The following is a 17,140-nucleotide window of genomic DNA, read 5'->3' on the forward strand; positions in this document are numbered from 1 at the left end:
CGCTCGCTCCCGTGTTACCCAATCACAGGAGCGAAGGGATTGAGGTGCGCGCACTGCACCGCACAACAGGTTTTGCCGGAAAGGCCCGAATTCGTGTCTTTGTTTCAGGTTTATGCAAGAGCTCTCAGCTACTTGAGCGTCTACAAGCTGCGCGTCGGCTCGGTCGTTGCCGCCAACGTCGTGCTTGCAGTCATCGCCATTGCCGAACCCATCCTGTTCGGCCGTATCATCGATGCCATCTCCAGCGCTGACGGGCATGTCACGCCCCTGCTGCTGATGTGGGCCGGTTTCGGCCTGTTCAACACCATCGCCTTCGTTCTCGTCGCCCGCGAGGCCGACCGGCTGGCCCATGGCCGCCGCGCGAGCCTGCTGACGGAAGCGTTCGGCCGCATCATCTCCATGCCGCTTGCCTGGCACAGCCAGCGCGGCACCTCCAACGCCCTGCACACGCTGCTGCGCGCCTGCGAAACGCTGTTCGGCCTGTGGCTGGAATTCATGCGTACGCATCTGGCGACGGCCGTCGCGCTCGTCCTGCTCGTGCCCACGGCATTCGCCATGGACTACCGCCTGTCGATGGTCCTGGTCGTGCTCGGCGCGCTCTATGTGCTGATCGGCAAGGTGGTGATGAACCGCACCCGCGAAGGCCAGGCATCGGTGGAGAACCATTACCACACCGTGTTCTCCCACGTATCGGATTCCATCAGCAACGTCTCGGTGGTGCACAGCTACAACCGCATCGAAGCCGAGACGCGCGAGCTGAAGCGCTTTGCCGAACGGCTGATCAACGCCCAGTATCCGGTGCTCGACTGGTGGGCGCTGGCAAGCGCGCTCAACCGCATCGCCTCCACCCTCTCCATGATGGTCATCCTCGTCATCGGCACGGTCCTGGTGCAGCGCGGCGAGATCAAGGTGGGCGACGTCATTGCGTTCATCGGCTTTGCCGGCCTCCTGATCGGCCGTCTCGACCAGATGAAGGCTTTCGTTGAACAGATCTTCGAAGCCCGCGCCAAGCTGGAGGACTTCTTCACCCTGGAGGATGCCGTCAAGGATCGCGAGGAACCGAGCGACGCCGGCGACCTCGGCGACGTCAAGGGCAAGGTCGAATACCGCGACATCACCTTCGACTTCGCCAACACCACGCAGGGCGTGCGCAACATCTCGTTCACCGTGGAAGCCGGCCAGACCGTCGCCATCGTCGGCCCGACGGGTGCAGGCAAGACGACGCTCGTCAACCTGCTCCAGCGGGTCTACGAGCCGCAGTCGGGCCAGATCCTCATCGACGGCGTCGATATCGCGAAGGTGACGCGCAAGTCGCTGCGCCGCTCGATCGCCACCGTGTTCCAGGATGCGGGCCTGCTCAACCGCTCGATCTCCGACAATATCCGTCTCGGCCGCGAGGGCGCGACGGACGAGGAGATCATGGCGGCAGCCGAGGCCGCGGCGGCCAACGACTTCATCACGTCGCGCCAGAGCGGTTACGAAACCCATGTCGGCGAGCGCGGCAACCGTCTGTCGGGCGGCGAGCGCCAGCGCATCGCCATTGCCCGCGCGATCCTGAAGAACGCGCCCATCCTCGTGCTCGACGAGGCGACGAGTGCGCTCGACGTGGAAACGGAAGCCCGGGTGAAGGCCGCGATCGACTCGCTGCGCAAGAACCGCACGACCTTCATCATCGCGCACCGCCTCTCCACCGTGCGCGAGGCCGACAAGGTCATCTTCCTCGATCATGGCCGGATCGCCGAGATGGGCACGTTCAACGAGCTCAGCCAGAGCAACGGCCGCTTCGCCGCCCTGCTGCGCGCCAGCGGCATCCTGACGGACGACGACGTGCGCAAGAGCCACACCGCCGCCTGATCGGCGTCAGCGCTTCGGGCCGTCACGCCCCTTGACCGGCAGGGCTCGCATGCCCTGCCGTTTTGCGTGGTCGGCGATCACATCCGCCTGCCAGTCGAGATAGCGCGCATAGGCGAAATGCAGCCCGATGCCGCCAACCACATAGAGCGTGCCGAAGAACGGGTTCTTTCCCGTCACGAACATCAGCACCTGCCCCACCATGGCCAGGATGGTGCCGAAGATGAAGATGGCCAGCGAATGGCGCCCGATCGCGACGAGCGGATGGGAAAGCGGCAGGGCCGCCCAGTTCGACAGGACCGGGATCGTGGCGATGAGATAGGCGCCGGCCAGCACATGCAGGAGGCGCGTCGCCGACAGGTATGTCTTGTCGAAGCCGGTCAGCACCGCCGGCAGGCCATAAGAGAAGTCGATGTGCCACCAGCCCAGCACGACCCACAGCATCGAGATGGCGAGATAGGTGCCGCTGAGCGCAAACAGCAGCGCATTGCGCGGGATGCCCTTCGACCGTGCCCGCAGCATGCCGACGAAACCGATGACGAAGAGAAACTGCCAGGACAGCGGGTTGAGGAACCACTTGCCGTCATCGAGGAAGTTCGACGGCGCGATGCGCCAGATGCCGGCGCAGAGCCAGATCGTGCCGGAGACGGCAAGCAGCAGGCGCGGCCCGCGCTGATAAAGCCAGAGGAAGCCGGGCAGCATGAGGAACAGCACGGCATACATCGACAGGATGTTGTTGTAGCCGAACTGGTGGCCGAGCAGCACCATGCTGACCACCCCCTGCTCCGTGCGGTCGACGACGGCGCGCAGGTTGATCTCCGACAGGAGATCCGGCCGGCCGAACCACAGGGCCCCGCCCGCGAAGATCGCAAAGGTTATGATGCTGGTCATGATGTGGGCGACATAGAGCGTCAATGCCCGGCGCAGGATGCGCAGCGTGACGGCGAGCCGCGCGCCGACGGCAAAGCGTAATCCATAGGCAAGCCCCACCGACATGCCCGAAATCAGCACAAAGGCCTCGGCGGAATCCGAGAAGCCGAAATTCTTGTGCGTGAGATGTTCCAGATATTGTCCCGGAACGTGATTGACGAAGATCGTCAGGAGGGCGAGGGCCCGGAAGACGTCGAGGCGCGTGTCGCGTTGCCGCGGCACGACGCCCACCGGTCCAGATGTGTCTGTCATGGTACTCTGATCCACATGGGTGGATCAGAGCAAATAGCCCTCTTTTGAAGATTTGATGACAGAGCCGTTGATTGTGGCCTGCCACGCGCCGTCATCCCCACGATCCACACGCAGCGTCAGCTTGCGGCCATCGACAACGAGCGTCGCGCTGTAGCCGTTCCAGGCTTCGGGCAGGACGGGGTCGACGAAGAGGCGGCCGCCTTCCTTGCGGATGCCCAGAATGCCCTCGACGGCGGCGCGGTAGAGCCAGCCGGCCGAGCCGGTGTACCAGGACCATCCGCCGCGCCCCACCCGCTCGCCTTCGCCATAGACATCGGCGGCCACGACATAGGGCTCGACGCGGTAGCGTTCGGCCGCCTCGGCATCGAGCGCGTGCTTGACCGGATTGAGCAGGTCGAGGCAGGCAAAGGCCTCGTCGCCCCGGCCAAGGCGCGCCAGCGCCATGACGACCCAGGTCGCGGCATGGGTATATTGCCCGCCATTCTCGCGCACACCGGGCGGATAGGCCTTGATGTAACCCGGGTCCTGCGCGGTTTCGACAAGCGGCGGCGTGAACAGGCGGATGACGCCGTTCTCGCGGTCGACCAGTTGCGCCATCACGGCATCCATGGCCTGGCGCGAGCGCCCGGCATCGCCCTCCCCGGACAGAACGCTCCAGCTCTGCGCAATGGAATCGATACGGCATTCGGCACTGTCGGACGTGCCGAGCGGCGTACCGTCGTCATAGTAGCCGCGGCGATAATATTCGCCGTCCCAGCCGGCCGTTTCCAGCGCCTGCTTGAGGCGATCAAGGTGGATCTCCCACGCCTCGGCATGGATGCCATCGCCCCGCTCGCGCGCAAGCGGGATGAAGCCGCGCAGCGTGCCGGCAAGGAACCAGCCCAGCCAGACGCTCGTGCCGCGGCCGGCTTCGCCGACCCGGTTCATGCCGTCGTTCCAGTCGCCGCCGAGAATGAGCGGCAGGCCGTTCTCGCCGGTGCGGGCAAGCGCCAGATCGAGCGCGCGGGCGCAATGATCGTAAAGCGATGCATCCTCGCCCGAATGGTCCGGTTTGAAGAAGGCATCGTGCTGCCCCTCGGAAAGCGGCGGGCCTTCGACGAAGGCAAGCCTTTCGTCGAGCACGCCACGGTCGCCGGTGACGCGGCAGTAATATTCGACGGCATGGGCAAGCCAGACCACATCGTCGGAGATCATGGTGCGCACGCCCGCGCCGGTGTCCGGCAGCCACCAGTGCTGCACGTCGCCTTCGACGAACTGGCGTGCGGCGGCGTTCAGGATCTGCGCGCGGGCCAGGTCCGGCCGGTGCAGGATGAAGGCCAGCGTGTCCTGCAGCTGGTCGCGGAAACCATAGGCGCCGCTCGCCTGATAGAAGGCGGTTCGCGCCATGATGCGGCAGCCGAGCGCCTGGTAGGGCAGCCAGTCGTTCACCATGCGGTCGAGCGCCGGATCGGGCGTCTTGACCTGCAACGTGCCGGTGAAGCCTTCCCAGAACGAACGCACCGCCGCCATGACGGCATCGAAATCGGCCTTGCGGCTCTTCTCGGCCAGCACGCGGGCGCCTTCGGCATCCGCGGCGTCGCCGAGCACGAAGAGCAGCTCCCGCTTTTCGCCCGGCTTCAGCGTGACATCGACGCAAAGCGCCGCGCAGGGATCGCTGATGCCGTCGGCCGCGCCCGAAAGGGGCTGGCCGTTGAACAGCGCCGCCGGCGAAACGATATCGCCGGTGCGGCCGATGAAATCCCGCCGCCGCGTCGTGAAGCCCGAAAGGGCGGCATCGACGCCGAAGAAGCTGGCCCGGCCGGCAAAATCGAGGCTGTAGGGATTGGTCGCGAAGAGCGCACCGCTCTCCTCGTCATGGCTTGTCAGCACGAAGGGCGCGGTCTTGGCAGGGTTGTTGCCCAGCACCCATTCGACATAGCCGTAGACGGAGAGGCTGCGCTCGGTCTCGCCGGTGTTCTTCACGACGAGGCGCGAATACTTCACCGGGTCTTCCGGGTCGACCGTCTGCACGAGGTCGAGCTCGATGCCGTTCTCCCAGCTGCGGAAGGCGGTATAGCCGAGGCCGTGCCAGGTCTCGAACTTGACCGAGGCCTTGCGCGACAGCGCGGCAAACGGCGTCATGACCGTGCCGCTGTCACGATCCCGCACATAGAAGGCCTCGCCCGGCCGGTTGACGACGGGATCGTTCGTCCAGGGCGTGAGCTGGTAGTCGCGGGAATTGCGGCTCCAGGTGAAGCCGCCGCCTTCTGCGGGGACATGGAAGCCGAATTCACGGTTCGCGATCACGTTGATCCACGGCTGCGGCGTCGCCTCGCCGCCGCGCAGGCGCACGGCATATTCGCGGCGGTCGGCATTGAAGCCGCCGAACCCGTTCCAGAAGGACAGGCCGTTTCCGTCGATCGCCACCGGAGCGGCAGCGATTGCCGGTGTCGGCAAGGCCTTGGCCGAAAGCGTCTCTGACTTCGCCTCGTCCTCGCCGCGCGGCGGCGAGGAGTAGAGCGAGACGGTGCGGGCGATCTGGTCGGCCAGCGAGCCGTTGCGGGCGTGGAAGACGGCGCGCGCCGCCGCCAGCAGGGCCTGCCAGGTCGTCACATTCATCAGGTCGCGGCGGACCGTGAAGATATGCTGGCGCACGCCGTCCGACTGGCCACGCATGCGCAGGTTCTCGCACATCTGGTCGAGCGTGTGCTGCATGTCCTGCGCATAGGATGCGGCGCGCTCGTTGAGGATGACGAGGTCTGCGGTGACGCCGCGGTGGCGCAGATATTCCTGCGCCCGCAACGCCTCGCGGGCGACATCGAGATCGATCTCGTCGTTGATGCGCAGCACGAAGATCGGGAAATCGCCCGAGATCGCCATGGGCCAGAGCGCCGACTGGGACGTCAGGCCGGTCTGGATCGTGCCGGTGTCGGCGCGCAGGTGCAGATCCGGATAGGTGAGGTAGCGGCCGAGCATCTGGAAGCTCGCCGCCTCCTGCGAGGTCACGCCGACGTGGCGCATATGCACCTGTGAGCGCGTCCAGGCATGGATCATCTCATGGTTGAAACTGTCCGGGTGGCGATAGCGGTCGATGGCCGCATCCACATCCGCGCGGGTCGGCGCGGCAATGGTCCAGAAGATGACCTTGACCTTCTTGCCGGCGGGAACGCGCACGACACGGCGCAACGCCAGGATCGGATCGAGCGTGAAACCATCCGTGCCGGAGAGCTGCGCGCCGGCATCGAAGGCCGCCGCCGTCGCGAGCGAGCGGCCACGGCCGATGAAACGGCGGCGATCCGTCTCGACCTCGGTGCGGCGCGCGGGGCCGGCATTGTCGACGATCAGATGGGCGATCGCCATGTCGGGTTCGTTGGGATGACGCTTCTGGCGCTCCGCGCGGATCACGTCGCCGCGCTCGTCGATGTCGGTGCGGATGAACATCTTCGAGAAGAGCGGATGCGCATTGTCGGTATCGTCAGTCGTGATGACCGGCTCCAGATAGGACGTCACCTCGATGAAGCGGTCCTCCGTGCCCGTATTGACGAGCGTCAGGCGACGGCCTTCGGCATCGTGCTCGGTGGCGACGATGACCTCGACCTCGCTGGTCAGCGTGCCGACGGTCTTCAGGAACTCCGCCTTGTCGTCGCCGAACTGGGTCTTCGTTTCCTCGCCCTCGACGCGCTTCGGCTCGGCGGTGGCGGACCACCACTCGTTCGTCGCGGTATCGCGCAGGAACAGGAAGGAGCCCCAGCGATCCTCCGTCGGGTCGGGTTTCCAGCGTGTGACGGACTGGCCGTTCCAGCGCGAATAGCCGGCCCCGGTCGCCGTCAGCATCACCGAATAATGGCCGTTCGACAGGAAGACCGTCTCGCGCTCGCGGCTGATCGGGTCCTTGAAGATGCGGATTTCCGGGCGAAGCAGGTCGGCCTGCGTGCTGCCGACGGTTTCCGGCTCGCGCTTGGCGTTGATGACGGGAATGTCGCGCGGCGCCTTTTCCTGCAGCAGAAGCTCGGCCGCCTCGATCACCGGATCGGCATGGAAACGTTCGCGCAGCGCGCCGTTGAAGACGACGTTGGCGACGGCGGCGATCGACATGCCGTGGTGGTGGGCCATGTAATTGCGCACCACCGCGCAGGTCTTGCCCTCCGGCACGCGCGTCGGCGTGAAGTCGACGGCATCATGGAAGCCGTAGACGCCGAGCGCGCCGAGCTTGCGCAGCCGCTCCAGGTTGTCGAGCGCTTCCTTCGGCGCATATTGCGCCGCCAGCAGCGAGGCGTAGGGCGCGATGACGGCGTTCTGGCCGAGGCCGCGCTTGAGGCCGAGCGTCGGCACGCCGAAATTGGTGTACTGGTAGGTCAGCTCGTGGTCGCGGGCGTTGAAAGCCGCTTCCGAAATGCCCCAGGGCGTGCCCAGCCGGCGGCCGTGGTTCATCTGCTCGACCACGACGAGATTGTTCGTCTGGTTGAGAATGCCGCCCTGGCGCTCCTGCATGACGAGCGGCGGCATCAGATATTCGAACATCGAGCCCGACCAGGAGATCAGCGCGCCGCGCGATCCAATCGGCACGACCGGACGGCCAAGCTTGTACCAGTGCTCGGTGGGCAGGTCGCCCTTGGCGATGGCAAACAGGCTGGTCAGGCGCGCTTCCGAGGCGAGCAGGTCGTAGCAGGCCTCGTCCAGTTCGTTGGTCTCGACGCGGTAGCCGATCGACAGAAGGCGCCGTTCCGGGCGGAACAGGAAGCCGAAATCCATGGAGAACGCGATATCGCGCGCCCGGTCGCGCAACACGACGAGCCGCGCGCGCAGCTGCTCGATGCTGCCGAGATCGAAGACGCTGTCGGCGATATGCGCTTCGCAGGTCGCCACCAGCGCGCCCGCCCAATGCACCACCTCGCCGCTCTGCGGCGACTTCACCTCATGATCGAGGTTCACGATGAGCTTGTTGATGTCGCGCGCCAGCACCGCGAGGTTGATGACGCGGATGGAGGCGAATTCGTGCTCGCGCTTGACGGCGGCGAGCGCGTTGTGGAAGCCGGCGATGCGCTCTTCGACCAGGCGACGCAGCGGACGCACCGTCTTGCGGTCGTCGGGCAGCTGCTTGAGCGCTTCCGAGAGGATGGCGGCCACGTCGCCGATGCCGTCGAGGCTTCCCTGCAGATGCGCCGAGGGCGCCTCCGCCCATTCGCGGCACATGGAGGACACGGCAATGAGATGGCCGGCCAGGTTGCCGCTGTCGACCGCCGAGACATAACGCGGGCCGAGCGTTTCGAGCGTGTTGGTGCGATACCAGTTGAACAGATGGCCGCGGTATTTCGGCATGCCGTCGATGGTGGCGATGGTCTGCTCCATCCGGCGCACGGTTTCCTCGAAGCTGATCCAGCCGAAATCGCGCGCCGAAATCACCGACAGGAGATAGACGCCGATATTGGTGGGCGAGGTGCGCTCGGCCAGAACCGGATTGGGCGTCTCCTGGAAATTGTCCGGCGGCAGGAAGTGCTGCTCGGCGGTGACGAAGGTCTCGAAGTAGCGCCAGGTGCGCCGCGCGATCTTGCGCAGCTCGTTGGCGACGTGATCGGACACGACGAGCTGGTCTTCCGTCTCCGCCGTCTGGCTGACGGACCAGGCGATCATCGGTGACAGCATCCAGACGATCGCGAAGGGCACGCCAATGAAAGGAAGGCCGGTCTTCGAGATCGCGGCAAGGGCGACGGAAGCGACCGCCAGTGCCGGGGCCTGCCACATCGCCTTGTAATGGGCGAGGATGCCGCCGCGCGCCGCGCTGTCGGCCTGGGCGGCGGTGCGCCATTCCAGCATCATCTTGCGGCTGACGAAGGTGCGGTAGAGCGAGCGAACGATGGCGTCACCCATCAGTGCTGCGGAATGCGCGATGAAGGCGATGCGCAGGGCGACCTGCGCGTTGGCGGCGCGGATGTCGGAGAACACGCGATGCACATGGGCGCGCGCCACGATATCGCTGCTGCGCGGCATGAGGCCGGAAATGAGCGACAGCGTCGGCGCCACGAACAGCAGGAAGATCAGCACCAGCTGCCAGATCAGCGCCTGGCGCGGCTCCATATAGTACCAGCCCATCACGGAGGCGACGAGCCAGGCGATGGGGATGAGGCTGCGCCTGAGGTTATCGTACATCTTCCAGCGGCCGAGCATGGAAATGCCGCTCGACGGTCCGAAAAGATAGGGCAGGAGCTGCCAGTCGCCGCGGGCCCAGCGATGCTGGCGCGAGGTCTCCACGCCGTAGCGGGTCGGGAAGTCCTCGACGAGCTCCACATCGGTCACCAGCGCACAGTGCGACAGCGAGCCTTCGAGCAGGTCGTGGCTGAGCACCGAGTTTTCCTCGATGCGGCCCTTCACGGCGGCCTCGAAGGCATCGACGTGGTAGAGCCCCTTGCCGGTGAACGTGCCCTCGCCCGCGAGGTCCTGGTAGACATCGGAAACGGTGAAGACGTAGGGGTCGACGCCGCGGTCGGCGGAGAAGATGCGCTGGAAGGTCGAGGCTTCCTTGCCCGTCGTCAGCGAGGGCGTCACGCGTGGCTGGAGGATCGAATAGCCGGCGGTGATCTCGCCGGTCGCCTCGTCGATGACGGGACGGTTGATCGGATGGTGCATCTTGCCGACGAGCTTGGTCACGGCATCGCGCATCAGGCGCGTGTCGGAATCGAGCGTCATGACGTATTTGACGTCCGACGGCACGACATTGGCGCCGGGCAGGAAGGTCGTGTCGCCATCGCCGCGCAGCAGCAGGTTCAGCTCGTGCAGCTTGCCGCGCTTGCGCTCCCAGCCCATCCACGCGCCTTCCGACGGATTGTAGAGGCGGCGGCGGTGCAGCAGGTAGAAGCGCGTGCGCCCGTCAAAGGCGTAGCGCGCGGACAGTTCGGCGATCTCGCGCTTGGCATATTCGAGAACGTCGAGATCGGCAGGCGTTTCCTCGCTCTGGCTGTCGGCCCAGTCGCTCAAAAGCGCGAAATAGATCTCGCCGCGCGGGTTGGCGAGATAGTGGACCTCGAGATTGCGCACCAGTTCATCGACATGGTCGCGTTTCGAGATGAGGCAGGGCACGACGAGCAGCGTGCGCGCATCCTCGGGGATGCCGTCCTTGAACTCGTAGCCGACCAGCCGTGACGGCGTGACGAAGAAGGTCACGAGCGTGTTGAACAGACCCGTCGCGCCTTCCGAGGCCGGCAGCGCGAACAGCACGAGCATGATCAGCCAGGCGCCGTTGGGAATATCGAGCTGGTCGAGGAAGTAGTAGACCGCAATCATCGCCAGCAGCGTGAGGATGATGTTGGGACCGGCAATGGCGAGCCAGTCGAGCTTGCGCGTCATGCGAACGACGCGCTGGACGACCGAGGGGTGGTAGCCGATGCGCTTTTCGAGCAGCTTGCGCTTCTTGCCCACGAGGAACGCGCCGACATTGGCGCGATAATCGGGATCGCCGGCATTTTCCGCGGCGTCTTCCTCGGTCATGGCGAGCGCGATTTCGGTGACCTCCAGCTCGCTCTTGCCGGAGCGGCGGGCGAAACGCTCGATCGTGTTGCGGTATTTGTTGCGCGAGCCGAAATCCAGATCGCTGTAGTCCGACCGCTGGCGCAGCGCCTCGTCGAGGCGGCTGACGCTCTCGAACCAGACCGGCCATTCCGCGTCATCTATCGTACGCAGGCCCTTGATGAGCGAACTCATGGTCACATTGCCGGAGGACAGGCGGTTGTTTTCCGCCACGATCAGCTCTTCCAGATCGCTGCCGCGGCTTTCGATCTTGCGCTCCAGCCACTGGATGACCGCGCCCGATGTCTGAAGACCGTCGCGCAGGCGGTAGAGAAGCTGGACGACGAAGGTGTTGTCCTCGGTCAGGCTCTCGATGGTGCGCAGATGCGCAATCGACTTCTCCGCGTCGTTGAGGCGCACGAGCTCGTCGGCCACGTCGTTGGCCTTGAGGCGCATCTTGCGCGAGCGTTCGACGCGGCTGGAAATACGCCGCAGGTTCTCCAGAAGCACGAAGCGCACGAAGGACGGCAGGGCCCAGAGCTCGCCGATCTTCAAAGGATCCACCGTCTGGAAGCCCTGTACGAAGGCGGTCAGGCTTTCCTGCGAGACACTGCTGTGCGTATGGGCGACATAGAGCCAGGCCAGGGCCAGCGTGCGCGGAAAGGGCTGGCCGTCGATCTCCATGGTGGGAAGCTGCCGGTAGAAGCGGCGGGGGAAGTCGCGACGGACTTCCTGGATCGCTTCCTCGATCACATAGAAATTGTCGAGCAGCCACTCGGCCGCCGGCGTGATCTGCGCGCCGGCCTCCACGTCCTTGGCCGTGACCTGATAGACGCGGAAGATTTCCTTCTCGTTTTCCTTGTGCCGTGCCCGGAAATCGAAGGGGTGGAAACCCGGAAGCACCGCCGTCTTGTCTCGGGCGAGCGCTTCGCCGCAGGCGGCGAGCTCCTCCAGCGTGAGATAGGTGGCGCGGATCGAGTCGTTATAGTCGATCTGCCGGATATCGGCGTCGCGCGAAGGGGCTTGCGGCGTAGTATGAAGGGACATGTCTCTGATTCTGGAACCGGCCATGTTGAGCCACCCGGCAGCGGCCGTTGCGCCGGATTGTCTTTCGCGGGCGGGCTTCGTTCTACTGTCGCGATCAGCCATGACACCCGACCGCGCCCTCATGGCGCTCCAGATGCGATTTTGGCTCAAGCGACACGCTGTTTGTCATCCACGCCGCGTGGTGCATGAAAACGGCATTTTTTAGCCGTAAGGACAGAGACTTGCAACCTGTCAACAGGGCAGGATGGCGCAGCATGGACCCTCATCTGCGGTTTTGGTGAATCGCGCCCCCTGAACAGGAGACGAGCCCGCGCGAGGTGCAGGCGGACAAACAATGCACGGGGATAAAAAAGGTTCCCGCCCGAATGCGCGCCGCCTGCCATTGACTTGATATCCAAGCGGCGCGAGGTTGCCGGCATCAGGGTCTTCCGAATCGAAAACGGTCCGGAGGCTAAGAGGGAAGCCGGTGCGAGGCCCAGGACATCAAGACCTGGGCATCAAGACCGGCGCTGCCCCCGCAACTGTAAGCGGCGAGCGTCTGTCGCTCCGCGCCACTGGTATCATGCACCGGGAAGGCCAGACAGACGCGACGACCCGCAAGCCAGGAGACCTGCCCTGATAGCTGTAACGACCTGGGCGGGGTGTCCCAAGGGTGCGCTTGCAATGCCAGGGATTGGCGACAAGCAGCGTGCGTCCGGCCATCCCCCAATGATCCGATTGGGGAAGACATGTTTCAACTCACCGAAAAACAGGCATCCGGCACCGGCAACCCGGAATCCGTGTTCATTTCCTGGCTTCTCTGGCAGCCGCGCGGCGCCGACCTCGCCGCCGAGGCGCTGAAGGAAGTGCACAAGCTCGCACGACTCGACAATCCCGACCCTGATATCGCGCGGCTGAAGGCGCTGTTCACGTCGCTGGCGGGCGCGGACGGGCCGCTGCACTAGGCGAGCGCGCAAAACATATGTTGACATAAAGATATCTTTATGTGATCTCCGGTGCGAGATGCAGCACCGGAGGGTTCTTCCATGGCCAATTCCCACCTGGACGACTTGTTCGGCCCCGAACAGCCGCCGCGCGACGAACGCGAGATCCTCGCCGCCCTGAAGGCCGCCGCGCGCGAACGCATCCTCGTGCTCGACGGCGCGATGGGAACCGAGATCCAGACCCTGAAGCTGGTGGAAGACGATTTCCGCGGCGACCGCTTCGGCGACTGCGCCTGCCATCAGCAGGGCAACAACGACCTGCTGACGCTGACCCAGCCGGGCGCCATCGAGGACATCCATTATCGCTATGCGCTCGCCGGTGCGGATATCCTCGAGACCAACACGTTTTCCTCCACGACGATCGCCCAGGCCGATTACGGCATGGAGGACATGGTCTATGAGCTGAACCGCGACGGCGCCCGCCTTGCGCGCCGCGCGGGCCTGCGCGCCGAGCAGAAGGACGGCAAGCGCCGTTTCGTGGCCGGCGCGCTGGGGCCGACCAACCGCACCGCCTCCATCTCACCCGACGTCAACAATCCCGGCTATCGCGCCGTGACCTTCGACGACCTGCGCATCGCCTATGCCGAGCAGGTGCGCGGCCTTATCGACGGCGGCGCCGATATCATCCTGATCGAGACGATCTTCGACACGCTGAACGCCAAGGCGGCGATCTTCGCCACGCACGAGGTCTACGCGGAAAAGGGCATCCACCTGCCCGTCATGATCTCGGGCACGATCACCGACCTCTCCGGCCGCACGCTGTCCGGCCAGACGCCGGAGGCCTTCTGGAATTCGGTGCGCCATGCCGATCCCTTCTCCATCGGCCTCAACTGCGCGCTCGGCGCCAATGCCATGCGCGCCCATCTCGCCGAGATTTCCGCCGTCGCGCAGACCTTCGTCTGCGCCTATCCGAATGCCGGCCTGCCCAACGCCTTCGGCCAGTATGACGAAAGCCCGGAGGAAATGGCCGCCCAGATCGAAGACTTCATGCGCGACGGGCTGGTCAACATCGTCGGCGGCTGCTGCGGCTCGACGCCGGCCCATATCCGCGCCATCGCCGCGGCCGCCGCGCGCCACAAGCCGCGCGAAATCCCCGATATCCCGCGCCACATGCGCCTGTCCGGTCTCGAACCCTTCACGCTGACCGACGCCATTCCCTTCGTGAATGTCGGCGAGCGCACCAATGTCACGGGTTCGGCCAAGTTCCGCAAGCTCATCACCGCCGGCGACTATGCCAGCGCCCTTGATGTCGCGCGCGATCAGGTCGCGAACGGTGCCCAGATCATCGACATCAACATGGACGAGGGCCTGATCGATTCCGGCAGGGCGATGGTGGAGTACCTCAACCTCATCGCCGCCGAGCCGGATATCGCCCGCGTGCCCGTCATGATCGACAGTTCCAAATGGGAGGTGATCGAGGCCGGCCTGAAATGCGTGCAGGGCAAGCCGCTGGTCAATTCCATCTCGCTGAAGGAAGGCGAGGAAGCCTTCCTGCACCACGCCAGGCTCGTGCGCGCCTATGGTGCGGCCGTCGTGGTGATGGCCTTCGACGAGACCGGACAGGCCGACACCAGGGCGCGCAAGGTGGAAATCTGCACGCGCGCCTACAGGCTGCTGACGGAAGTTGCCGGCCTCGCACCCGAGGATATCGTCTTCGACCCCAACATCTTCGCCGTGGCGACGGGCATCGAGGAGCACGACAATTACGGTGTCGACTTCATCGAGGCGACGGCCGAGATCACGCGCACGCTGCCGCATGTCCATATCTCGGGCGGCGTGTCCAACCTCTCCTTCTCCTTCCGCGGCAACGAGCCGGTGCGCGAGGCGATGCACGCGGTCTTCCTCTACCACGCCATCCAGGCCGGCATGGACATGGGCATCGTGAATGCCGGCCAGCTCGCCGTCTACGACACGATCGAACCGGACCTGCGCGAGGCCTGCGAGGACGTGGTGCTGAACCGCCAGCCGAAGGCCGGCGGCACCGCCACCGAACGCCTGCTCGACATCGCCGAACGCTTCAAGGGCGCGGCGGGCAAGGAAGCCAAGGAACGCGATCTCGCCTGGCGCGAATGGCCGGTCGAAAAGCGGCTGGAACATGCGCTGGTCAACGGCATCACCGAATTCGTCGAAGAGGACACGGAAGAGGCGCGACAGAACGCCGAGCGCCCGCTGCACGTCATCGAAGGACCGCTGATGGCCGGCATGAACGTGGTCGGCGACCTGTTCGGCGCGGGCAAGATGTTCCTGCCGCAGGTCGTGAAGTCCGCTCGCGTGATGAAGCAGGCCGTCGCCGTGCTCCTGCCCTACATGGAAGCCGAAAAGCTCGCCAACGGCGGCAGCGGCGAACGCCAGAGTGCGGGAAAAATCCTGATGGCGACCGTCAAGGGCGACGTGCACGACATCGGCAAGAACATCGTCGGCGTCGTGCTCGCCTGCAACAACTACGAGATCATCGATCTCGGCGTCATGGTGCCCGCGACGAAGATTCTTGAGACGGCCAAAGCCGAAAAGGTCGATATCATCGGCCTCTCCGGCCTCATCACCCCCTCGCTCGACGAGATGGTGCATGTCGCCGCGGAGATGGAGCGTGAAGGCTTCGACATTCCCCTCCTCATCGGTGGCGCCACGACGAGCCGCGTGCACACCGCCGTCAAGATCCATCCGCGCTACGATCGCGGCCAGGCGGTCTATGTCACCGATGCCAGCCGCGCCGTCGGCGTCGTCGGCAGCCTGCTCTCCGCCGACATGAAACCGGGCTACGTCGAGACCCTTCAGGCGGAGTACCGCAAGGTGGCCGACGCCCATGCCCGCAGCGAGGCCGAAAAGCAGCGCCTGCCCATCGCCAAGGCGCGCGACAACGCGTTCAAGGCCGACTGGTCGGCCTACCGGCCGAAGACGCCCTCCTTCCTCGGCACGCGCGTCTGGCAGGATTGGGACCTCGCGGACCTCGCCCGCTATATCGACTGGACGCCGTTCTTCCAGACCTGGGAGCTGAAGGGCGTCTATCCGAAGATCCTCGACGACGAGAAGCAGGGGCCTGCCGCCCGCCAGCTGTTTGCCGATGCGCAGGCAATGCTGGAGAAGATCATTTCGGAAAAGTGGTTCACGCCGAAGGCCGTCGTCGGCTTCTGGCCGGCGGGGGCCGTGGGCGATGATATCAGGCTCTTCACCGACGAGGCGCGCAACGAGGAGCTGGCCACCTTCTTCACGCTGCGCCAGCAGCTCTCCAAGCGCGACGGCCGGCCGAACGTGGCGCTCTCCGATTTCGTCGCGCCCGTCGACAGCGGCAAGCCCGATTATCTCGGCGGCTTCGTCGTGACGGCCGGCATCGGCGAGATCGCCATTGCCGAGCGCTTCGAGCGGGCGAACGACGATTACAACTCGATCCTCGTCAAGGCGCTGGCCGACCGTTTTGCGGAAGCCTTCGCCGAGCGCATGCATGAAGTCGTGCGCAAGGAACTCTGGGCCTACGCGCCGGACGAAACCTACGCCCCGGCCGATCTCATCGGCGAGCCCTATGCCGGCATCCGCCCGGCGCCGGGCTATCCCGCCCAGCCGGACCACACGGAGAAGACCACGCTGTTCCGTCTTCTCGATGCGGAACAGCAGATCGGCGTCGCGCTGACGGAGAGTTATGCCATGTGGCCCGGCTCCTCCGTTTCGGGCCTGTATATCGCCTCGCCCGAAAGCTACTATTTCGGCGTCGCCAAGGTGGAACGCGACCAGGTGGAGGACTACGCCCGCCGCAAGGACATGTCCGTGACGGAGGTCGAGCGCTGGCTCGGCCCGGTGCTGAACTACGTGCCGGCCCCTGCTGCCGCAGCTGCGGAGTAATCAGTCGCCGCGGCCGCGGAAGCGGCGCTGGTAGGCGGGGTCGTAGAGCGAGCTTTCGCGGAAATCCTCGGCACCGAGCGACCGCCCGACGAAGATCAGCGCCGTGCGCTCGATCGGCTCTTCCGCGACCTTCGCGGCGATGTCGGCGAGCGTGCCGCGCACCACGCGCTCATCCGGCCAGGAGGCCTTGACCACGATCGCGACAGGGCAATCGGCGCCGTAGAGCGGCGTCAGTTCCGTCACCACCTGGTCGAGCGCATGGATGGCGAGGTGGATGGCAAGCGTCGCACCCGTCGCACCGAAACCCTCCAGCGTCTCGCGGTTCGGCATGGGCGACGCGCGGCCCGAAACGCGGGTGAGAACGAGGCTCTGGGCGACGGCGGGAATGGTCAGCTCGCGGCCGAGCGCGGCTGCGGCCGCCGCAAACGAAGGCACGCCGGGGGTCATCGTATAGGCGAGGCCGTGCTTCTCCAGCCGGCGGATCTGCTCGGCAACCGCGCTCCAGACGGACAGGTCGCCGGAATGCAGCCGCGCCACGTCCTCACCGGCCGCCGCGGCCTTGAGATACTCCGCCTCGATCTCGTCGAGCGACATCGGCGCGGTGTCGACGATGCGCGCGCCGGGCGGGCAATATTGCAGGAGTTCGGGCGAGACGATGGAGCCGGCATAGAGGCAGACAGGGCATGTGCCGATGAGGTCGCGGCCGCGCACGGTGATGAGGTCGGCGGCACCCGGTCCGGCGCCGATGAAGTGAACGGTCATGT

General features: G+C 65.5%; 6 protein-coding genes and 1 riboswitch. Of the genes, 3 read left to right on the forward strand and 3 right to left on the reverse strand.

Going from position 1 to position 17,140, the window contains the following annotated elements; translation table 11 throughout:
* Window positions 1-93: 93 nt before the first annotated feature.
* Window positions 94-1,854: a glucan ABC transporter ATP-binding protein/ permease gene (locus tag B5M41_RS11625; protein ID WP_134648312.1), complete on the forward strand. Its 1,761-nt coding sequence runs from the start codon at window positions 94-96 to the stop codon at window positions 1,852-1,854.
* Between the two features lie 6 nt (window positions 1,855-1,860).
* Here the strand turns inward: B5M41_RS11625 and B5M41_RS11630 are convergent, their stop codons facing one another.
* Both B5M41_RS11630 and B5M41_RS11635 read right to left on the reverse strand, forming a co-directional pair.
* Window positions 1,861-3,033: an OpgC family protein gene (locus B5M41_RS11630; RefSeq protein ID WP_134648314.1), complete on the reverse strand. Its 1,173-nt coding sequence runs from the start codon at window positions 3,031-3,033 to the stop codon at window positions 1,861-1,863.
* Between the two features lie 24 nt (window positions 3,034-3,057).
* Window positions 3,058-11,559, reverse strand: a complete 8,502-nt coding sequence (locus tag B5M41_RS11635; protein WP_134648316.1) for a GH36-type glycosyl hydrolase domain-containing protein — start codon at window positions 11,557-11,559, stop codon at window positions 3,058-3,060.
* Window positions 11,560-11,963: 404 nt separating this feature from the next.
* Window positions 11,964-12,191, forward strand: a riboswitch (cobalamin riboswitch).
* 96 nt (window positions 12,192-12,287) lie between these two features.
* On the opposite strand from B5M41_RS11635, the gene B5M41_RS11640 reads away from it, so the two are divergent.
* Window positions 12,288-12,503 (forward strand): hypothetical protein, encoded by a 216-nt coding sequence (locus tag B5M41_RS11640; protein WP_134648318.1) that lies wholly within the window; start codon window positions 12,288-12,290, stop codon window positions 12,501-12,503.
* Between the two features lie 81 nt (window positions 12,504-12,584).
* Window positions 12,585-16,376, forward strand: coding sequence for a methionine synthase (metH, locus tag B5M41_RS11645; protein ID WP_134648319.1), 3,792 nt, complete (start codon window positions 12,585-12,587; stop codon window positions 16,374-16,376).
* Here metH and cobM read toward each other — a convergent pair whose 3' ends face one another.
* Window positions 16,377-17,138 (reverse strand): precorrin-4 C(11)-methyltransferase, encoded by a 762-nt coding sequence (gene cobM / locus B5M41_RS11650; RefSeq protein ID WP_134648321.1) that lies wholly within the window; start codon window positions 17,136-17,138, stop codon window positions 16,377-16,379.
* Window positions 17,139-17,140 lie beyond the last annotated feature (2 nt).

The organism is Shinella sumterensis (assembly GCF_004514425.2).
Classification (GTDB): Bacteria; Pseudomonadota; Alphaproteobacteria; order Rhizobiales; family Rhizobiaceae; genus Shinella; species Shinella sumterensis.

Bases quoted from the DNA above. Each gene is read 5' to 3' on its own strand.
- B5M41_RS11630 (WP_134648314.1), bottom strand. From the start codon at position 3,033: ATGACAGACACATCTGGACCGGTGGGCGTCGTGCCGCGGCAACGCGAC.
- B5M41_RS11640 (WP_134648318.1), top strand. From the start codon at position 12,288: ATGTTTCAACTCACCGAAAAACAGGCATCCGGCACCGGCAACCCGGAA.
- metH (WP_134648319.1), top strand. From the start codon at position 12,585: ATGGCCAATTCCCACCTGGACGACTTGTTCGGCCCCGAACAGCCGCCG.
- cobM (WP_134648321.1), bottom strand. From the start codon at position 17,138: ATGACCGTTCACTTCATCGGCGCCGGACCGGGTGCCGCCGACCTCATC.
- B5M41_RS11635 (WP_134648316.1), bottom strand. From the start codon at position 11,559: ATGTCCCTTCATACTACGCCGCAAGCCCCTTCGCGCGACGCCGATATC.